The sequence below is a fragment of the Gordonia sp. NB41Y genome (assembly GCF_030718915.1).
In the GTDB taxonomy this organism is placed as follows: Bacteria; Actinomycetota; Actinomycetes; order Mycobacteriales; family Mycobacteriaceae; genus Gordonia; species Gordonia desulfuricans.
Genome location: NZ_CP132196.1, coordinates 315,409 through 335,240, shown reverse-complemented (window position 1 = coordinate 335,240; position 19,832 = coordinate 315,409). Strand labels below are relative to the sequence as shown.

Here is a 19,832-nt window from a genome sequence, read left to right as displayed (position 1 = left end):
TGCCCCGCGATTCTCGGATCGCGAGGGCCACGGTCTACCATGCTCTGTAGTAGCCGCGGCACGCTGTTCTATCGGTTCTGTCAACTGCCTGGACGTGTCGCCGGCCCCGGGTCTACGGCCGTCGGTTGTCCGCCGATCGGCACAGCCAAGACACGCGGGTCGCAACGGCCGGGCAGGCGAGGAGTCGACGTGAGGATTGGGGAACGTGTGAGTGGAGAGGGCGCCGCAGCGTCCCAGCACACCCCCAGCCCCGAGAGCGTGGCGACCGATCCGGGTCCGCAGTCACTGGGTGCGCGCATCCGGGGGACCGTGCTGGCCTACATCGCGTTGACCAAGCCGCGGGTGATCGAGCTGCTGCTGGTGGCGACGATCCCGGTGATGTTGCAGGCCGATCGCGGCCACGTCGACATCGGGGTCATCCTGTTCACCCTGCTCGGCGGCTGGCTCGGTGCCGGTAGCGCCAACACGCTGAACATGGTCGTCGACGCCGACATCGACAAGAAGATGCGGCGGACCGCTCGCCGGCCACTTGCACGTCAGGCCGTGACGACCGGTCACGCACTGGTCTTCGGCCTGGTGCTGTGGGTCGCGTCGTTCCTGGTGTTGTTCTTTGCCGCGAACCTGCTCAGCGCCCTGTTGGTGACCGTCACGATCGGTTTCTACGTCGGCGTCTACACCATGATCCTCAAGCGCCGGACCTGGCAGAACGTGGTCTGGGGTGGCGCAGCCGGCTGTATGCCGACCCTGGTCGGCTGGGCCGCGGTGACCGGTTCGCTGAGCTGGCAGCCGATCGTGCTGTTCCTCGTCATCTTCTTCTGGACGCCGCCGCACACGTGGGCACTGGCCATGCGCTACCGCGAGGACTACCGGGCGGCCGGCGTGCCGATGCTGCCGGTGATCGCCTCCGACGAGCGCGTCACCCGTCAGATGCTCTTCTACACCTGGGCGACGGTGATCGCGTCGCTGGTGCTGGTACCGGCCGCGAGCTGGATCTACGCCGCGGTCGCGGTGCTGGCCGGCGGATGGTTCGTCGAGCGGGTCACCAAGCTCTACCGCGACACCCGCAACGGTGCCGAGGTGGCCCCGCTGAAGATCTTCCTGCAGTCCAACGAGTACCTCGCGCTGCTGTTCTGCGGCCTCGCGATCGATGCGGTCGTCAACCTCCCGACCATCGCGTCCCTGTTCTGATCCGAGACGCGTCCGATCCGACGCGCGTTCTCCGGAACGACTTCGACGACGAGCGGCCGCCGGCAGAAGCCGGCGGCCGCTCGTCGTCGTGAGGGTTCTAGTTGGGTACGAGCACCGTCGACCCGGTGGTGGCGCGTGATTCCAGATCGGCGTGCGCCTGGCCGGCGTCGGCGAGGCGGTAGCGCTGGCCCACCCGCACGTCGAGGCCGTCGGCCACCGCGCCGAGGTACTCCGATGCCCGCCACGCGAGCTCGTCGGGGTCGGCGATGAAGTGCGCGAGGGTCGGCCGGGTCACCGACAACGACCCCTCGGTGTTGAGGCGCTGCAGGTCGAAGGGCGGGACCGGGCCGCTGGCCGCACCGAAGAGCACCACCGTTCCGCGCAGGCGGGTGGCCGCCAGGGACTGGTCGAAGGTGGTGGCCCCGACCCCGTCGTAGGTGACCCGTACGCCCTTTCCGTCGGTGAGTTCGCGTACCTGGGCCACCAGGTCGTCGCCGTAGCGCAGCACGTGGTCGGCGCCGGCCGCCGCCGACAACTCGGCCTTGGCGTCGGTGGACACCGTGGTGATCACCCGGATGCCCTTGCGCTTGGCCAGCTGGGTCAGGATCAGGCCCACCCCGCCGGCGCCCGCGTGCATCAGGACGGTGTCGCCGGCGACGGGATGGGCACTGCCGTCCAGGAGATAGTGGGCGGTCAGGCCGCGCAGCAACGAGCTGCCCGCGACCTCGTCGGGGACGCCGTCGGGGATGGCCACCGCCCGGTCGGCGGACACCGCGACGAGTTCGGCATAGGACCCGTTGGTGTCGCACCAGCAGACCCGGTCGCCGGGCGCGAACGCGGTGACCTCGGCGCCCACCGAGATCACCTCACCGGCGCCCTCGGTACCGGGGACATACGGGGGCTGTGACGGGTAGAGACCCCGCCGCAGATAGGTGTCGATGAAGTTGACGCCGACCGCGCCCGTCCGGACCAGCAGTTCACCGGGACCGGGGATGGGGTCGTCGATGGTGCCGTAGCCGAGGACGTCGGGTCCGCCGTGTCGGGTTACCTGGACAGCGTGCATGTCCCTGTTCTACACGGCCGACCCTGCCCGGCGGGACCGCGGTGGTGGGTGATCACACGGCGGGACCGGGGGTGGGCGGATACGGCGTGGTGGGTGGGCACCTCGTGAGTCGGGGTGCCCACCCCGCCGGGACTAGGCGGTCGGGATCGCGGGTGTGACCGGCGGTTCGACCGACCAGGGGAAGTTGATCCACTTGTCGGTGCTGCGCCAGCAGTAGTCGGGCACGGTGATGGTGTGCGGCTTGCGGTAGATCACCGCATTGCGGACCTCGGCGACGCGGCCCTGCTGCTCGCAGAACTCGTCGACCAGCGCGAGGGTCTTGCCGGAGTCGGCGACGTCGTCGACGACGAGTACCTTCTGGTCGTGCAGGCCGCTGCTCTCCAGCAGGGACGGCAGCATCACCGGCTCGGCGAGGGTCTCTCCGACGCCGGTGTAGAAGGCGACGTTGAGCGAGATCATCAGCTTGCAATCGAGGGCATAGGCGATGGCGCCGGCCGGGATCAGGCCGCCGCGGGCGATGCCGAGGATGATGTCGGGGACGAAGCCGTCGTCGGCGACCTGCTGGGCCAGTTCGCGGCACGCCTGGCCGTTCATCTCCCAGGTGAGGATCTCGCGTTCGGAAAGAGGGGGTGCTTCCATGCGACCACTGTGCCAAGTCCGGTGCCCACACACCGAATCGAGTGACGTATCCGTCCCTGCGGGCACGGTGTCGCTGTGGCCTGGGTCCCGATGACGTCGGTGATCGGCGCTCTGCCTGCGGTGTCGAGGATCGCCGCCGGTATGCTCTGGGACCATGAGCAGCCAGCCCGACACCCAGACCACCGAGGCCGCGCCCGCACCGGTTGCCGTGCCGCGTGAAGTGGTCGCCTCGATCGAGAAGTTCGTGAGCCGCGAGGGCGGATCGGCCACCGCGGTGCTGCAGGCGATCGGTGCCGCCGGTGTCCGGATCACCCTGGTGGGTGAGAAGGGCGGAATCCTGGGCGACCGCGTGGTGGCCGACGAGGCGACCGCCAAGGCCGTCGTCGACGCCGTCGCCGGGGTCGAGGTGGGCGAGTGGGACCGTGACCTCGTGTCGTCGGTGGACGTCAAGCCGGGCCACTACAAGCAGATGGCGGGATGGGTTGCCGGCCAGAAGCGTTTCCCGAAGCCGCGCAACCGCGCGATCCTCTGACGTTCCGACGTGATGGTCCGGCGCCGCCGGGCCCGAGCGACCCCGGATCTGAACCGCGCCGGTCCTCGATCGCGCCCGGTCCGCATCAACGAGTCCACAGCAACGAGAAGGGCGCCTACTCGATCCGAGTGGGCGCCCTTCTCGTCGCTGTGGGGTCTGGAGCTCAGGCTCCGGCGGGGGCCAGGGTGCCCGCATCGTGTGGCGCGCGTTCGCTGAGCCCGAACCACAACACCAGCCAGGTCGCGCCGATGAGCAGCAGTCCGCTGCCGAGCATGTGCAGCAGGACCAGCAGGATCGGCAGGTCGGTGAAGTACTGGACCATGCCGATGATGCCCTGCAGCACCAGCAGCCCGAAGAAGGTCAGTGCGGCCCGCGACTGCGGCATCTGCAACACCCGCGTGAGCACCAGGATGGCGATCGCCACACCGATCAGCACGAACACCGCGTCGGCATGCAGCTGGGTGGTCTGCGACGGGGTGAGCCCGTTGCGCGGCGCCTCGGTGTCGCCGGCGTGCGGCCCGGAACCGGTCACCACGGTGCCCAGGTAGATCGACACCCAGGTGAGCAGGTAGGCGATCCACGACAACGCCCGGCCCAGGCGCGGAAGCGCGCCGGTCGGGCCGAGTTCACGCGGATACGGGCTGGTCCGGAAGACCAGCACGGTGGCCCCGGAGACCAGCACCATCGACAGCACGAAGTGCAGCGAGACGACCCACGGGTTGAGGTCGGTGAGCACCGTGATGCCGCCGATCACGCCCTGGAACGGGATGCCGAGCGCGATCAGGGTGATCAGGGTGCGGTCGCGGCGGGTCGACTCGGTGCGCCGCCACACGGCGGCCCAGGTCGCGATCGCGACGACGATCAGCACCCATGTGAGCATGCGATTGCCGAACTCGATCGCGCCGTGATAGCCGAGTGCCTGATGCGGCACGAACGAGGAGTCGGTGCACTGCGGCCAGGTGGGGCAGCCCAGACCGGAGCCGGTCAGGCGGACCGCACCACCGGTGACGACGATGCCGACGTTGGCGACCAGGTTGGCGATCGTCCAGCGGTGCACGAACCGTGCGGTGGGCCGGCCGAACCCGGGGATCCGGTCGAACCGGCCGGGTGCGGGCGGCGGGGAGTCGGACACCGGGTGCTCGGCACCGGTCTTCTCGGAAGTCGTCATTGGAATCGGAACCACCTCACTGCGAGCGAACCACCGATGGCTGCCCAGATCAGCAACACGACCACGCCGACGACGTCGAAGCCGCCGTGGGTCGCCTGTTCGAGAGTTTCGGTCAGCGCCCCCGACGGGATGCACCGGGCGACCCACCACACCGCGGCGGGCACCCGGTCCTGCATGACCGTGATGCTGCCGACGCCGACCATGGCGAACCAGAGCAGATTCGCCAGGGCCAGGACCACCTCGGCCTTGAGGGTGCCGCCGAGCAGCAGTCCGAGCGTGGCGAAGGTCACGGTGCCGATCGCGATGGCGACCGCACCGAGGACCAGTCCGAGCAATCCGGGCCGCCAGCCGAAGCATGCGCCGATCCCGCCGATGATCAGGGACTGCAGGATCACCACGATCACCACGGCGAGGGATTTGCCCGCGATGATGCCCCAGCGGGGGATGGGGGTGGCACCGAGTCGTTTGAGGGCGCCGTAGCGGCGGTCGAAGCCCACCGCGATGGCCTGACCGGTGAACGCGGTGGACATCACCGCGACGGTCATGATCGCCGGGACGAAGGTCGCGGCACGCTCGGCGGCGGTGGAGCCGAGGCTGGTGTCCAGCGGGAGCAGACACAGACCGATCAGCAGGGTGATCGGGATGAACATGGTGAGCAGCAGCTGTTCGCCGTTGCGCAGCAGCAACCGCAGTTCGAGGCGGGTCTGTGCGGCCAGCATGGCCGGCAGCGGGGCCGGGGCCGGGCGTGGGGTGAACGTGCCGGGCGGGAACCGGGGGGCGGTCGGTTCGGGTGCGCCGCGGTCGGTGACGGCGGTCATCGCAACGCCCTTCCGGTCAGGTCGAGGAACACGTCCTCGAGGCTGCGGGTCTCGACCCGCAGGTCGGTGGCCAGCACATTGATCCGGGCGCACCATGCGGTGACGGTCGCCGGGATCTGCGGCACGATCGCCCCCGCCACCAGATAGTTGCCGGGGGTGGGTTCGGAGCACAGATAGCCCTCGGGAAGGGCCAGCCGCAGCAGGGACAGGTCGAGGCCGCGGGGGGCGGTGAAGCGCAGTTCGTTCTCCGCGCCACGGCTGGTCAGGTCGGCGGGTGTGCCGTCGGCCACCACCCGGCCGCGGTCGATGATCACGACGTGGTCGGCGAGTTCCTCGGCCTCGTCCATCAGGTGGGTGGTCAGCAGTACCGACACCCCGTCGCCGCGCAGGCGGTCGATGATCTCCCACACCACCAGGCGTGCATGGGCGTCGAGGCCGGCGGTCGGTTCGTCGAGGAACACCATCTCGGGGCGTCCGACGATCGCACACGCCAGCGACAGGCGTTGCTGCTGGCCGCCGGAGAGGCGTCGGAAGGGAGTGCGCGCGGCGTCGACCAGGCCGAGCGCGTCGAGCAGCCAGTCCGGGTCGAGCGGGTCGGCGGAGTAGGCGGCGCACAGCCGCAACATCTCCTCGGCGCGGGCACCGGGGTAGGCGCCGCCGCCCTGCAGCATCACACCGATCCGGCGGCGTAGCTCGTCGTTCTCGCGGCGCGGGTCGAGTCCGAGGACGCGGACGGTGCCGGCGTCGGCGGACTGGAATCCCTCACAGATCTCGACGGTGGTGGTCTTGCCCGCACCGTTGGGGCCCAGCAGGGCCAGCAGTGATCCGGGGGCGAGCTCGAGGTCCAGGCCGTCGACCGCGGTGCGGTCACCGAAGCTCTTGAGCAGGCCTTCCACCCGTAGCGCAGGCTCTGCGGCCCGCCGCGACGCACCGGAGGTGACTCCGGCGGAGGTGCGTGCGGCCGGGGAGCCGTCTGGGTGACGATCGGTCATCGGACCGTCGCTGGACGGCGGGGAGGTCGCGCTACGCACACCCGTCAGAGTATTCCCTGCGCTCGCACAAGCGAAAACGCCGCCCGCCGGTGGGCGATGTCACCCCTCAGGTCCCGGAGACGGTTCGGTCGCCGTCGGCGTCGGCCGACCTGCGGCGTCGTAGGCGACGCCACGGCCAGTCCTCGAAGAACAGCGCGGTCATCACCGCGACCATGATCACACCGGCGAGCAGTCCCTGCGCGAGGACCACGCCGCTCGTGTTGGAGCTGGTCGGCATCACCACGATGGCGATGATGGCGGTGACGGCGATAGTGGAGATGCGGAACCACGGCCGGGTGGCCCACGCGGCGAGCGGGATGACCGCCCACAGCAGGTACCAGGCCTGGACGAACGGGAAGAAGACCACCACGGTCGCCATGGACACGCCGAGCGCGCCGAGCGGGTGCAGGCGTCCGGCCAGTGCCGCGAGCATCCACCGGATCACGAAGATCGCGGCGACCAGCTCGCCGAGCGGGCGGACGACGTCGAGCAGGGCCTGGGTCTGGTCACCGAGCCCCAGATAGATCCCGAGCCGGCCCGTCGTCACCGAGGCCAGGGTGGGCAACGACATCCACGACCGCACGATCGCACCGGTCGACGTGGTCGACAGCCAGCCGAAGCCCAGACCGGAGACGAGGGCCACGAGCAGCATCACCACCAGCAGCACCACCGCCATCAGGGCCGCCGACGCGGTCAGGGTGTACACCGTGGTCCGCGAGCGCGACCACCACTGCCGCACCGGTGCCCCGCGCAGCGAGGGCAGGGTGGCGCCCCAGCGTCTGGCCAGGGCGATGCCGAGGAAGCCGAGCGCGAGGATCGAGGTGACCTTGACCAGTGCACTGAGTGCGACGACGGCGGTGCCCGCGAGCAGCAGCCAACCCGCCCGCGACGGCAGCGGCCGGCCCTCGAGGCGTAGCGATTCGGTGCCGTACACCGCCCGGAACGCCAGCTCCAGGCCGACGAGCATCATGCCGAGCATCAGGGACTCGTTGTGGATCCCGCCGACGAGATGCAAGATCACCAGCGGATTCATCGCACCCAGCCAGAGTGCGGCGACGGGCGAGACACCGCACCTGCGGGCCAGGCGGGGTAGTGCCCACACGATCAGTGCCAGACCGATCAGGGCCACGACGCGGTGCAGGAAGATCGCCGCGGTGATGCTGTCGCCGGTGACCGCGGTGATGCCCTTGCCGATCCAGAGGAAGAACGGACCGTAGGGCGCGGGGGTGTCGCGCCACAGATTCGGCACCGACCGGGTCAGGACGTTCTCCACGCCGAGCCCCCGCAGCGGACTCACCTTGTACGGATCCATGCCGTGGTAGGCGATGGCGCTCTGCGCGAGATAGGAGTAGACGTCCTTGCTGAGCAGGGGTGGGGCGACGATGATCGGCGCGATCCACACCAGCAGCGTGCGATCGGCCTGCGCACGCGTCATGCGGCGTTCCGGGCTCCGGCCGTGCAGCACCTCGACACCGAAGCGGCCGACCGCGAACCGCCCGAGCAGCAGCCACGCGACCACGAGCATGATCGTGCCGCCGATGGACAGCGTGAGGGCGGTGCTCCACATCCGGGACGGCAGGGAGAGCACCCGCATCCCGGCGACCGGGTTCTGCAGGACCGGGATCTGTCCGGTGGCCAGCGACCCGATCAGCAGCAGCACCGATCCGGTGGCGCCGAACAGTTTGATCCGCAGCAGCCGGCGGTTCTCGTCGGCGGTCAGCGGCCCGGCGTCGCGTTCTCGATCGTGCAGTTTGGCGACGCTGACGCCGTAGTCGCCGCGTCGGTCGACGCCCGGGGCATCGGACTTGGCCGGCTTCGTCAGTCCCACGTGGTCGAGCACGCGGCGCAGCCTCGGGGCACGACGCATCACTGTGGTTTCTGGCACACGACGACTGTAGTGGGTGGCCCGATGACGTGGATCGATGGTCGGTTCGAGCACGCTCCCGCCGAGGGTCCGCGCCGATCCGGCAGGTGGGCTAAGGGCACCCTTCCTGGAACCGGGGAATCAATTACGTCACACTTGCGTTGTGAAAACCATGCCGAGCGATGTCGAGCCCACAGTCGACGCTGCCCATCATGGTGTCAACCACCCCGATGGGCAGACCCGCGCCGCGGTCGTGGCCCTCCTCGTCGAGGACGGACCGCTCACCGCGGGCGAGATCGGCGAGCGTCTCGGGATCTCTGCCGCGGGGGTGCGCCGGCACCTCGACGCGCTGACCGCGGCCGGCGACGTACAGACCGCCCAGGGCAGTTTCGGACAGCGCGGTGGCCGGGGACGTCCGGCCAAGTGGTTCCAGCTGACGCCGTCCGGGCGGGGCAAGTTGCGCCACGCCTACGACGACCTCGCCGGTGCCGCGATGCGCAAACTCCGTGATGTCGCCGGATCGGATGCCGTCGAGTCGTTCGCCCGCGAACGGATCGAGGGGATCGTCGCCGAGGTCACCCCGGCCGACGGTCCCGACGCGGTACCGACCACGGTGCAGGGCATCGCCGACGCGCTGACCGGTGCCGGGTACTCGGCCAACACGCGGGTCGTCGGATCGGGTATCCAGATCTGCCAGCACCACTGCCCGGTCGCGCACGTGGCCGCGGAGTTCCCCGAACTCTGCGAGGCCGAGACCGCGGTGTTCACCGAACTGCTCGGCACGCACGTCCAGCGCCTGGCGACCATCGCCAACGGCGACTGCGCCTGTACCACCCACGTACCGCTGCCGCATCCGGTACCGCTGTCGGCTCCGGATCCACCGCCCGACGGTGCCACGTCCACCACCCGCACCAACCCCACGAACACCCCAGAAGAACCGAGCGATGCACAGCCCGCATCCGCCCGGACCGCCACGAGTCGAAAGGCCTCGCGATGACAGTCACCGATCCCACCGTGACACCCGGCAAGGCGGCACCGCTGTCGCAGGAGGAGACCATTGCCTCCCTCGGCCACTACGGCTACGGCTGGGCCGACTCCGACGCCGCGGGTGCCAGCGCGCAGCGCGGACTGTCGGACGCCGTGGTCACGGACATCTCCGGCAAGAAGAACGAGCCGGAGTGGATGCTCGAGCAGCGGCTCAAGGCGCTGAAGATCTTCGATCGCAAGCCCATGCCGCACTGGGGCGCCGAGCTCGACGGCATCGACTTCGACAACATCAAGTACTTCGTGCGGTCCACCGAGAAGCAGGCCACGTCCTGGGAGGAACTGCCCGAGGACATCAAGAACACCTACGACCGGCTGGGTATCCCGGAAGCGGAGAAGCAGCGTCTGGTCGCCGGTGTCGCCGCGCAGTACGAGTCCGAGGTGGTCTACCACCAGATCCGTGAGGACCTCGAGGCCAAGGGCGTCATCTTCCTCGACACCGACAGCGGTCTGCGCGAGCACCCGGAGCTGTTCCGCGAGTACTTCGGTTCGGTCATCCCGGCCGGCGACAACAAGTTCTCCGCGCTGAACACCGCCGTCTGGTCGGGCGGATCGTTCATCTACGTCCCGCCGGGTGTGCACGTCGACATCCCGCTGCAGGCCTACTTCCGGATCAACACCGAGAACATGGGCCAGTTCGAGCGCACCCTGATCATCGTCGACGAGGGTGCCTACGTGCACTACGTCGAGGGCTGTACCGCGCCGATCTACAAGACCGACTCGCTGCACTCGGCGGTCGTCGAGATCATCGTGAAGAAGGGTGGCCGCTGCCGGTACACCACCATCCAGAACTGGTCGAACAACGTCTACAACCTGGTCACCAAGCGTGCCAAGGCCGAGGCCGGCGCCACCATGGAGTGGATCGACGGCAACATCGGTTCCAAGGTCACGATGAAGTACCCGGCCGTGTGGCTGACCGGTGAGCACGCCAAGGGCGAGGTGCTCTCGGTGGCGTTCGCCGGCGAGGGACAGCACCAGGACACCGGTTCCAAGATGGTTCACCTCGCGCCGAACACCTCGAGCAACATCGTCTCCAAGTCGGTGGCCCGGGGCGGCGGCCGCGCCTCGTACCGCGGTCTGATCAAGATCAACCACGGTGCGCACGGCAGCCGCTCGACGGTGAAGTGTGATGCGCTGCTGGTCGACACCATCTCGCGCAGCGACACCTACCCGTATGTCGACATCCGTGAGGACGACGTCACGATGGGTCACGAGGCGACCGTCTCGAAGGTCAGTGATGACCAGTTGTTCTACCTGATGAGCCGCGGCCTCACCGAGGACGAGGCGATGGCGATGGTCGTGCGCGGCTTCGTGGAGCCGATCGCCAAGGAACTGCCGATGGAGTACGCACTCGAACTCAACCGGCTGATCGAACTGCAGATGGAAGGAGCGGTCGGCTGATGGCGGACCCCGTGAACACCCAGGCCGAGACCGTCTCCGGTGGGGCACCTGTCACCGACAACGCGGCCGTCGCACTGAACAAGGGTGAGCTGTTCACCTCGTTCGACGTCGACGCCTTCGAGATCCCCAGCCCGCGTGAGGAGGCGTGGCGGTTCACCCCGTTCCGCCGGTTGCGCGGCCTGCACGACGGCACCGCCAAGGCCACCGCACAGGCCGGCGTCACCGTCGAGGGCGTCTCCGACGGCGTGACCGTGGAGACCGTCGAGCGCACCGACGCGCGCCTGGGCCAGGCCGGCGTCCCGTTCGACCGCGTCGCCGCCCAGGCGTACTCGTCGTTCGACGAGGCCACCATCGTGACCGTCGCCAAGGAGACCGAACTCAGCGAGCCGGTGACCGTCACGATCACCGGGGCCGGGGTCGACGAGGTGTCCTACGGGCACCTGCAGATCCGCCTCGAACCGTTCGCCCGCGCCGTCGTCGTGATCGACCAGAAGGGCAGCGGCACCTACGCGGAGAACATCGAGTTCGTCGTCGCCGACCAGGCGTCGCTGACCGTGGTCAACGTGCACGACTGGGAAGACGATGCGGTGCATGTGGCCGCCCACCACATCAAGGTCGGTCGTGACGCGGTGGTCCGCCACTTCGCGATCAGCCTCGGTGGCAACCTGGTCCGGCTCTCGCCGATCATCCACTACGACGCCCCCGGCGGCGACGTGGAGATGTGGGGCCTGTACTTCGCCGACGCCGGACAGCATCTCGAGCAGCGTCTGCTCGTCGACCACAGCCAGCCGCACTGCCGCTCCAACGTGATCTACAAGGGAGCGCTGCAGGGCGACGGCACCGACCGGTCGCGCGAGGCCCACACGGTGTGGATCGGTGACGTCCTGATCCGGCCCGAGGCCGAGGGCACCGACACCTTCGAACTCAACCGCAACCTGGTGCTCACCGACGGCGCCCGCGCCGACTCGGTGCCCAACCTGGAGATCGAGACCGGTGAGATCGTCGGTGCCGGACATGCCAGTGCCACCGGCCGGTTCGACGACGAGCAGTTGTTCTACCTGCAGGCCCGCGGTATCCCCGAGGAGCAGGCCCGCCGCCTGGTGATCCGCGGCTTCTTCGGCGAGATCATCGCCAAGATCGCGGTGCCGGCCCTGCGTGAGCGTCTCGAGGCCGCCGTCGAGGCAGAGCTCGAGAACGCCGGCGCCTGACGCCACCCACACCACCACACACAGCCCAGAGATCAGCAAGGAAACATCCGTGAGCACACTCGAGATCCGTGACCTCCACGTCAACGTCGCCCAGACCGACGCCGACGCCGAACCCATCAACATCCTCAAGGGTGTCGACCTGACCGTGAAGTCCGGCGAGACCCACGCGATCATGGGCCCCAACGGCTCCGGCAAGTCCACCCTGTCGTATGCGATCGCCGGTCATCCCAAGTACGAGGTCACCTCCGGGTCGATCACCCTCGACGGTGAGGACGTGCTGGAGATGAGCGTCGACGAGCGTGCCCGCGCCGGACTGTTCCTCGCGATGCAGTACCCGGTGGAGGTCCCCGGCGTCTCGATGTCGAACTTCCTGCGGACCGCCGCCACCGCCGTGCGCGGCGAGGCGCCCAAGCTGCGCCACTGGGTCAAGGAGACCAAGGAGGCGATGACCGCGCTGGAGATCGACCCGTCGTTCGCCGAGCGCAGCGTCAACGAGGGATTCTCCGGTGGAGAGAAGAAGCGCCACGAGATCCTGCAGCTGGACCTGCTCAAGCCGAAGATCGCGATCCTCGACGAGACCGACTCCGGCCTCGACGTCGACGCGCTGCGCGTGGTCAGCGAGGGCGTCAACCGGTACAAGGAGCGCGAGAACGGCGGCCTCCTGCTGATCACGCACTACACCCGCATCCTGCGCTACATCAAGCCCGACTACGTGCACGTCTTCGTCAACGGCCGCGTCGTGGAGTCGGCCGGCCCCGAGCTGGCCGACGAGCTGGAGGAGAACGGCTACGTGCGGTTCACCTCGGCTGCCGCTGCCGGCTGACCTCACCGCCCTGCAGCACCCAGCCCACTCTCAAGCAGGAGGAACCGTGACCCTTTCGGCCGACACGGTTGGTACGCACCCGGCCACCACGTTCGACGTCGACGCGGTGCGCGCGGATTTCCCGATCCTCGCGCGCACCGTCCGCGACGACAAACCGCTGGTGTACCTCGACTCCGGGGCCACCTCGCAGCGTCCGTTGCAGGTACTCGACGCCGAACGGGATTTCCTGGTCACCCGCAATGCGGCGGTGCACCGTGGTGCGCATCAGCTGGCCGAGGAGGCCACCGACGCCTATGAGCAGGCGCGCGAGAAGATCGCCCGCTTCGTCGGTGCCACCGCCGATCAGCTGGTGTTCACCAAGAACGCCACCGAATCGCTGAACCTGGTCACCTACACCCTCGGCGACGACCGGTCGGGGTCGGTGCTGGGCGGCAAGCCGCTCGGTGCCGGCGACACCGTGGTCATCACCGAACTCGAGCATCATGCGAATCTCGTTCCGTGGCAGGAACTCTGCCGCCGGACGGGTGCCACTCTGCGGTGGTACGGGGTCACCGACGACGGCCGGATCGACCTGGACTCGCTGGAACTCGACGACACCGTCAAGGTGGTCGCGTTCACCCACCAGTCCAATGTGACCGGTGCCGTCGCCGATGTTGCGGAGCTGGTGCGGCGAGCACGTGCGGTCGGCGCGCTGGTGGTGCTCGACGCCTGCCAGTCGGTGCCGCACATGGCGGTCGACTTCACCGCACTCGACGTCGACTTCGCGGCGTTCTCCGGACACAAGATGTTCGGTCCGTCCGGGGTCGGCGTGCTGTACGGGAAGAGTGAGCTGCTCGAGGCACTGCCGCCGTTCCTGACCGGCGGATCGATGATCGAGACGGTCTCGATGGAGGTCTCCACCTACGCCCCGCCGCCGCAGCGGTTCGAGGCGGGCGTGCCGATGACCTCGCAGGTCGTCGGGCTCGGTGCCGCCGTCGACTATCTGTCGGTGCTCGGGATGAATGCGGTCGCCGAGCACGAGCACACCCTGGTCACCCACGCTCTCGACACCCTCGGGGGGATCGGTGGACTGCGGATCATCGGCCCGACGACCACCGAGAACCGTGGCGGTGCCGTGTCGTTCGTGGTCGACGGGATCCACGCCCACGATCTCGGGCAGATCCTCGACGACGAGGGCGTCGCCATCCGCGTCGGGCATCACTGCGCGTGGCCGCTGCATCGCCGGTTCGGTGTCGCCGCGACCGCGAGGGCCTCCTTCGCGGCGTACAACACCGTCGCCGAGGTGGATGCGCTGGCCGCCGCGATCGTGCGGGCCCAGGAGTTCTTCGGGGTGTCGCGCTGATGCGGATGGAACAGATGTACCAGGACGTCATCCTGGATCACTACAAGCATCCGCACGGTCGTGGACTGCGTGCGCCGTTCGGTGCCGAGGTCCATCACGTCAACCCGACGTGCGGTGACGAGGTCACCCTGCGGGTGGCGCTGTCCGACGACGGACGCACGGTCACCGACATCTCCTACGACGGCCAGGGCTGCTCCATCTCACAGGCCTCCACCTCGGTGCTCTACGACCAGGTGGTCGGTGAGCCCCTCGAGACGGCGATGGCCACCCTCGACTCGTTCACCGCGATGATGACCTCGCGCGGCAAGGACGAGGGCGACGAGGAGATCATCGGTGACGGCATCGCCTTCGCCGGGGTCAGCAAGTATCCGGCACGGGTCAAATGCGCCCTGCTGGGATGGATGGCGTTCAAGGACGCGTTGGCACAGACGGTCGATGCGGCCGGAGCGGAACGAGCGGAGACGGCATGAGCGAGAACACCACCACCTCTGAGACCCCGACCACCGAGGCCGGGGTCGCCACCGACACACCGACAACAGACACAGCAACCACGGATCAGGCAACCACGGATCCGGCGACCACCCCTGCCGCCACCCCGGCGCCGGTCAGCACCTCGTTGCCGCTGCTCGAGGACGTGGAGGAGGCGATGCGCGACGTCGTCGACCCCGAACTCGGCATCAACGTGGTGGACCTGGGTCTGGTGTACGGCATCGAGATCACCGACGACGCCGTCGCCAAGATCGACATGACGCTCACCTCGGCGGCCTGCCCGCTGACCGATGTGATCGAGGACCAGTCGCGCGGCGCCCTGGTCAGCAGCGGACTGTGCACGGACATGGAGATCAACTGGGTGTGGCTGCCGCCGTGGGGTCCGGACAAGATCACCGACGACGGCCGCGAGCAGTTGCGTGCCCTCGGGTTCACCGTCTGAACCCCCGGTCGGCGAGTCCCGGGTCGAACGGATGATCCGGGAGGCCACCGAACGCGGCGACTTCGACGATCTGCCGGGACTCGGGAAACCGTTGAACCTGGCCGGTCTCGACGACCCGGACTGGTGGGCCAAGCAGAAGATCCGCGAGGAAGAACTCGACTCGTCGGCCCTGCTGCCGCCCACCCTGCAACTGCGCAAGGAGCGTGACGCGTTCCCGGAGTCGTTGCGGGGTATCGCCGACGAGCAGGCGGTGCGCACGATCCTCGAGGACTTCAACCGCCGGGTCCGTCAGGACCGGCTGCGGCCGTCGATGGGGCCGCAATCGCATGTCATCGCGCGGACGATCGACGTCGGCGAGATGCTCGCCCGATGGCGTGATCTGCGCGGCTGACCGAACGCAACACCGTCCAGCGACCGCTGGCGTCGAGGGCGCCGAACACCCGCGCCATCGTGGTGAGGGTGCCGGCCAGGTCGGCACGGTCGCTGAGGTAGGCGCGCTGCGCGGCCGGTGGTAGTGACAGGAATGCGTCGAAGAAGTCGACGGTCTGGGCCGGATCGAGGTCGAGCAGCACCCCGAGTCCGGCGACCCGCAGCCGCCACACCGCCCGCGCCCGCGCCGGCCACATCACCGACACCGCATCGGAACCGGCGACGATCGCAGCGGCGACGTCGTCGGCGGCGGTGAGCATCGCGGCCACCCCGTATCCGGTGGTCGGGTTCAGCAGTCCACCGGCGGCGCCGTGCCGCAGCGGCCGGCATCGCCACGGACGCAGGGCCGCCCCGAGCATGGGGAACGACACCCGTTCGGTGTGCCCGGCGTGTCGCGAATCGATGCCGGTGCCCGCCAGACGACGCGAGAGCCGTTGGGCCAGTTCGGCGATCGTCACGGCCGGATCGCCGACCAGACATGTCTCCTCGAGCAGTGTCAGATCATCGGCCACCGGGACCGCGTAGAGGAACGACGGTGCCGGACCGCCGGCATCCCATGAATTCTCCGATTGCGGTGCGCGCCAATCCATCAGCACCGCCTCGGCGTCTCCGATCGCCGTTCGTGCCGCCGCCGTGGGCACCACGATGCCGAAGGCCGTCTGGCGTGGGCGAGGGTGCCCGGTCGGCCCGCGGCAGTCGATCACATGTGTCGCACCCAGGACTCGTCCGTCGTCGAGCACCACATGGTGTTCGGCGACCTCCCGTGCCCGGGCGGTGATCACGGTCGCGTCGTCGACGGCCAGGGATCGTTGCAGGCCGTCGGTGTGGAACACGGTGTAGGAGCGATCGATCCGGATCGGGCGGTGCGCGTGGGCGGCGATCGACGCGGTGGTCGCGGCGATCGCCTCGGGGTGCACCCAGCCGGGCAGTTCGTCGGTCCACGCGGCGTAGGTCGGTGTCCACGACCGCGTGGGATGCGGGTCGACGAGGGTGGTCGCGACGCCGTGGCGGATCAGCCGGTGCGTCAGGCTGCGACCGGCGGGTCCGGCACCCACCACGACGACCGTCGGATCGTCGGTGAACCGTGGGTGGCCGGGCACCGTCAGAGTGCGCCGGTGGCGAGCAGGCCGCCGTCCACGCGCAGGGTCTCCCCGGTGATCCACGATGCCTGCTCGCTGACGAGGAAGGCTGCGGCGGCGGCGATGTCCGCGGGGACGCCGAGCCGGCCGAGCGGATAGCGGGCGATGGCCTCGGCCTCTTTGTCGCCGCTGATCAGCACATCGGCGAACTTCGTCCGCACGATGGCGGGTGCGATCGCGTTGACTCGGATGCGCCGCGGTCCCAGTTCCCAGGAGAGTTCTTCGGTGAGTCGGATCAGCGCCGCCTTGGATGCGCCGTAGGCGGCGATCGAGCCGGTCGAGCGCAGCCCGGCCACCGATGCGACGTTGACCACCGCACCGCCGGTCTCGGCCATACCGGCCCGGTAGGCTTCCTGGATATAGCCGAGGGCTGCGACGACGTTGGTGTCGAAGGTCTTGCGGACCGCACCGAGGTCGGCGTCGATCAGGGGGCCGGCGGTCGGGGCGATCCCGGTGTTGTTGATCAGGATGTCGATGCCGCCGTGGGATACGGCCGCGGCCACCGCCTCCGCCCGGTGCTCGGCGTCGCCGGTGTTGCCCGCGACGGCGAGCGCCCGGGCTCCGGGTACGGCGTCGCGGATCTCCTGTACGGCGGCCTCCAGCGGTTCGGGTTTACGTCCGGTGATCACCACGGCGGCGCCGCGGCGGGCGAGTTCGGTGGCGATGGCCAGGCCGATGCCCCGGCTGGCGCCGGTGACGACAGCCGATCGGCCGGTCAGGTCAGGGGTCGGGAGTCCGGTGGTCTCGGTCACGTCGTCACCCTATCCGGCCGCCTCGGGGTGGGTCGCGGATCCATGCGCTGAACCTGTCAATATACTTAGCCTAACCTTATGGCCGAGTCTTGGCCGGTGCGTTCGTGGTAATGGATTTCGCGGTGGCGGAACCGGGGAGGAGTGGCCGAGTGCGGCCGACAGTGGGGGTGGTGATCCCGGTGTACCACAGCGCTCCGTACATTCGGGGATCTGTGGAATCTGTTCTGACGCAGACTTGTCCGGTCGATCAGATCGTCCTCGTCGACGATCGTGGCGACGACGACTCGATCGAGATCGCGCAGCGGGTGCTGGCCGAGTACGGCCGCGAGCACATCTTGATCACCCAGCCGAGCAATGGGGGGCTCGGGCGGGCGAGGAACACCGGACTGGCGGCGCTGACCACCGACCTGGTGTGGTTCCTCGACAGCGACGACGAGGCGGAGCCGGACTTCGTCGACCGGTTGGTGTCGGTACTCGTCGAGGCCGACGCCCAGATCGCGGTGGCACGCACCCGGCGGGTCGACATCGACGGGTACACGCTGGGTATCGACGAGGCCGAGCCGCGGCATGCCGTGCTGAGCGGGGAACGCTACGCCCGCGAGATCCTGTGCGGCCGCGCCAAGGCGTATGCCTGCACCAAACTGTTCCGCCGCGAGATCCTCGGCGAGCGTCCGTGGGCGCAGGACCAGGCCTATGAGGACTTCGCGAGCACGCTGGCACTGGCCCTTTCGGTCCCACGGGTGGCCACCGTCGCCGACCCGCTCTACCGGTACCTGTACCGCGAGGGGTCGCTGTCGACCGCGCTGAGCGAGTCCACCTTCGATCTGTTCACCGTCGAGGACCAGGTACACGACCTCCTGCGGTCGAGGCTGGGGGACCGCCGCTGGAACCGCGAGTACGTCGGCTTCCGGTACCGCGAGGTGCTCACCTCGGTGGCCCATGTCGCCATGCGGGCCGCACACGCGGGTGGGCAGACACCGTTGTCGCGTCGTGCCGTGGACCGGGTGCGCGGTGACATCGCGCTGCGGGATCTGACCGCGCTGTGGGCGGGGCGGCGTTACCGGCAGATGGTGTTCGCGGTGATGGTGAAGTTCACCCCCAAGCTGTATTCGACGGTGCTGCAATGGCGTTGACCGATTCACCGTTGCTGACCGTGCTGATCCCGGTCTACAACGCCGCCCCCTACATCGTGGCCGCGGTGCGCTCGGTGCTCTCGCAGGGCGTCGACGATCTCGAGGTGCTGATCGTCGACGACGGCTCGACCGACGGGTCCGTGGACGCCCTCGCCGAGATCGACGACCCTCGGGTGCGTGTGGTGTCGCAGCCCAACGGGGGACTGGTGTCGGCGCTCAACCGGGGACTCGACGAGGTCCGCGGGGTGTTCCTGGCCCGGATGGACGCCGACGACCTGTGTGCACCCGGTCGGCTGCAGGCCCAACTGGACTGGTTCGCACAGAATCCCGATGCGGTCGTGTGTGGCACCGACTACGAACTGTTCGGCGCGATGTCCGGCCGCGTCCGGATGCCGAGGTCCGACGCCGCCTGCCGGCATCGGCTACTGCTCGCCGGCTGCCTGTGCGGGGCGTCGGCGATGATGCGCACCGAGGTCCTCCGGCGCACCGGAATCCGCTTCGACCCCGAGTTCACCCACGCCGAGGACTACGAGTTCTATGCCCGGCTCTCGGAGTACGGGGAGATCGGCAACATCCCGATGGTCGGCTATCTGTACCGGATTCACCCCGGTCAGGTCAGTGACCGCCACGCCGACGCACAGCGCGCCGCGCACCTGCGGATCGCGGCCGCGCACGCGGTTCGGGTGGGGGCGCGCCCGCTGCCCGATGCGGTGCTGTCGGATCTGCTGTGGCCCGATCGGGGCGGTGTCCTCCCCACCGCCGGTGTCTCGACGCTCGCCGCCGCCCGGGCACTGCTCCGCGACCCGGGCGTCGAGACCGCACGGTTCGGTGCCCGCCGGGTCCTGGAGGCGACCCTCGCCGCGCGCCGAGGCGAATGACGAGGCGTGTCGAAACCTCTGCCGGCCGAACTGGTTGACGTGACCACCTCTGGCGTCGTCCCGGCTCGATCATCGAGTGGTGCACGGTGGTTGAGCCGGTGAGGAGCGGAGCGACGAGGCGTGTCGAAACCTCTGTCGGCCGAGCTCGTCGACGTGACCACGTCGGAGGTGGTTGCCTCCCGGCGCGCGCTGCGGAGATTTCGACTCGGGTCCTCGCTTCGCTCGGTCCCGGCTCAATCAGCAATATCTGGCGACGAGGCGTGTCGAAACCTCTGTCGGCCGAGCTGGTCGACGTGACCACTTCTGACGTAGTCCCGGCTCAATCATCGAGTGGTGCACGGTGGTTGAGCCGGTGAGGAGCGGAGCGACGAGGCGTGTCGAAACCTCAGACGGCCGAGCTCGTCGACGTGACCACTTCTGACGTAGTCCCGGCTCAATCATCGGGTGGT

At 69.0% G+C, this 19,832-nt stretch carries 20 protein-coding genes; 12 read left to right on the top strand and 8 right to left on the bottom strand.

The window, feature by feature from the left end; genetic code table 11:
* Positions 1-207: 207 nt before the first annotated feature.
* Positions 208-1,188: a heme o synthase gene (locus Q9K23_RS01345; RefSeq protein ID WP_053776499.1), complete on the top strand. Its 981-nt coding sequence runs from the start codon at positions 208-210 to the stop codon at positions 1,186-1,188.
* 97 nt (positions 1,189-1,285) lie between these two features.
* Here the strand turns inward: Q9K23_RS01345 and Q9K23_RS01340 are convergent, their stop codons facing one another.
* Together Q9K23_RS01340 and Q9K23_RS01335 are read right to left on the bottom strand one after the other, a co-directional pair.
* Positions 1,286-2,251 (bottom strand): quinone oxidoreductase, encoded by a 966-nt coding sequence (locus Q9K23_RS01340; protein WP_053776500.1) that lies wholly within the window; start codon positions 2,249-2,251, stop codon positions 1,286-1,288.
* Between the two features lie 132 nt (positions 2,252-2,383).
* A complete protein-coding gene (locus Q9K23_RS01335) occupies positions 2,384-2,890 on the bottom strand; it encodes a phosphoribosyltransferase (protein ID WP_020793481.1) in 507 nt (168 codons plus the stop codon).
* A 154-nt stretch (positions 2,891-3,044) separates the two neighbouring features.
* On the opposite strand from Q9K23_RS01335, the gene Q9K23_RS01330 reads away from it, so the two are divergent.
* Positions 3,045-3,422, top strand: coding sequence for a hypothetical protein (locus tag Q9K23_RS01330; RefSeq protein ID WP_020793482.1), 378 nt, complete (start codon positions 3,045-3,047; stop codon positions 3,420-3,422).
* 163 nt (positions 3,423-3,585) lie between these two features.
* Here Q9K23_RS01330 and Q9K23_RS01325 read toward each other — a convergent pair whose 3' ends face one another.
* The 4 genes from Q9K23_RS01325 to mptB all read right to left on the bottom strand — a co-directional run bounded on the left by Q9K23_RS01325 (position 3,586) and on the right by mptB (position 8,306).
* A complete protein-coding gene (locus Q9K23_RS01325; protein WP_053776501.1) occupies positions 3,586-4,590 on the bottom strand; it encodes a COX15/CtaA family protein in 1,005 nt (334 codons plus the stop codon).
* Positions 4,587-5,408, bottom strand: a complete 822-nt coding sequence (locus Q9K23_RS01320) for an ABC transporter permease (protein WP_053776502.1) — start codon at positions 5,406-5,408, stop codon at positions 4,587-4,589. The genes Q9K23_RS01325 and Q9K23_RS01320 overlap by 4 nt, the downstream gene beginning before the upstream one ends.
* Positions 5,405-6,400 (bottom strand): ABC transporter ATP-binding protein, encoded by a 996-nt coding sequence (locus Q9K23_RS01315; protein WP_053776503.1) that lies wholly within the window; start codon positions 6,398-6,400, stop codon positions 5,405-5,407. The genes Q9K23_RS01320 and Q9K23_RS01315 overlap by 4 nt, the downstream gene beginning before the upstream one ends.
* A gap of 106 nt (positions 6,401-6,506) precedes the next feature.
* Positions 6,507-8,306 (bottom strand): polyprenol phosphomannose-dependent alpha 1,6 mannosyltransferase MptB, encoded by a 1,800-nt coding sequence (gene mptB / locus Q9K23_RS01310; RefSeq protein ID WP_053776553.1) that lies wholly within the window; start codon positions 8,304-8,306, stop codon positions 6,507-6,509.
* Positions 8,307-8,475: 169 nt separating this feature from the next.
* Between mptB and Q9K23_RS01305 the strand changes: the two genes are divergently transcribed.
* From Q9K23_RS01305 to Q9K23_RS01270, 8 genes are read left to right on the top strand one after another with little or no spacing between them, the layout of a single operon-like run.
* The gene (locus Q9K23_RS01305; protein ID WP_053776504.1) at positions 8,476-9,300 is read left to right on the top strand and encodes a metalloregulator ArsR/SmtB family transcription factor; all 825 of its coding nucleotides are present in this window, start codon (positions 8,476-8,478) and stop codon (positions 9,298-9,300) included.
* Entirely contained in the window at positions 9,297-10,748 is a 1,452-nt protein-coding gene (gene sufB, locus Q9K23_RS01300) for a Fe-S cluster assembly protein SufB (protein ID WP_020792492.1), read from the top strand. Before Q9K23_RS01305 ends, sufB begins: the two co-directional genes overlap by 4 nt.
* Positions 10,748-11,956: a Fe-S cluster assembly protein SufD gene (sufD, locus tag Q9K23_RS01295; RefSeq protein ID WP_053776505.1), complete on the top strand. Its 1,209-nt coding sequence runs from the start codon at positions 10,748-10,750 to the stop codon at positions 11,954-11,956. The genes sufB and sufD overlap by 1 nt, the downstream gene beginning before the upstream one ends.
* Positions 11,957-12,005: 49 nt before the next feature.
* Positions 12,006-12,779 (top strand): Fe-S cluster assembly ATPase SufC, encoded by a 774-nt coding sequence (gene sufC / locus Q9K23_RS01290; RefSeq protein WP_020790818.1) that lies wholly within the window; start codon positions 12,006-12,008, stop codon positions 12,777-12,779.
* A 46-nt stretch (positions 12,780-12,825) separates the two neighbouring features.
* Positions 12,826-14,121, top strand: a complete 1,296-nt coding sequence (locus tag Q9K23_RS01285) for a SufS family cysteine desulfurase (RefSeq protein ID WP_020790814.1) — start codon at positions 12,826-12,828, stop codon at positions 14,119-14,121.
* A complete protein-coding gene (gene sufU / locus Q9K23_RS01280) occupies positions 14,121-14,591 on the top strand; it encodes a Fe-S cluster assembly sulfur transfer protein SufU (RefSeq protein ID WP_020790816.1) in 471 nt (156 codons plus the stop codon). Before Q9K23_RS01285 ends, sufU begins: the two co-directional genes overlap by 1 nt.
* Entirely contained in the window at positions 14,588-15,052 is a 465-nt protein-coding gene (locus Q9K23_RS01275; protein WP_020790817.1) for a metal-sulfur cluster assembly factor, read from the top strand. The genes sufU and Q9K23_RS01275 overlap by 4 nt, the downstream gene beginning before the upstream one ends.
* A 31-nt stretch (positions 15,053-15,083) precedes the next feature.
* The gene (locus tag Q9K23_RS01270) at positions 15,084-15,443 is read left to right on the top strand and encodes a DUF1992 domain-containing protein (RefSeq protein WP_020790819.1); all 360 of its coding nucleotides are present in this window, start codon (positions 15,084-15,086) and stop codon (positions 15,441-15,443) included.
* Here Q9K23_RS01270 and Q9K23_RS01265 read toward each other — a convergent pair.
* Complete coding sequence (locus Q9K23_RS01265) at positions 15,382-16,581, bottom strand: lycopene cyclase family protein (RefSeq protein ID WP_305950353.1); 1,200 nt, start codon at positions 16,579-16,581, stop codon at positions 15,382-15,384. The two genes, Q9K23_RS01270 and Q9K23_RS01265, sit on opposite strands and share 62 nt — an antisense overlap.
* Positions 16,582-16,583: 2 nt before the next feature.
* On the bottom strand, positions 16,584-17,372 hold the full coding sequence (locus Q9K23_RS01260) for an SDR family oxidoreductase (RefSeq protein ID WP_053776507.1): 789 nt from the start codon (positions 17,370-17,372) through the stop codon (positions 16,584-16,586).
* Positions 17,373-17,482: 110 nt separating this feature from the next.
* Between Q9K23_RS01260 and Q9K23_RS01255 the strand changes: the two genes are divergently transcribed.
* Both Q9K23_RS01255 and Q9K23_RS01250 read left to right on the top strand, forming a co-directional pair.
* Entirely contained in the window at positions 17,483-18,505 is a 1,023-nt protein-coding gene (locus Q9K23_RS01255) for a glycosyltransferase family 2 protein (protein ID WP_261977722.1), read from the top strand.
* Positions 18,496-19,383 carry a glycosyltransferase gene (locus Q9K23_RS01250; RefSeq protein WP_053776509.1) on the top strand — a complete coding sequence of 296 codons (888 nt, stop codon included), beginning with the start codon at positions 18,496-18,498 and terminating at the stop codon, positions 19,381-19,383. Before Q9K23_RS01255 ends, Q9K23_RS01250 begins: the two co-directional genes overlap by 10 nt.
* Positions 19,384-19,832 lie beyond the last annotated feature (449 nt).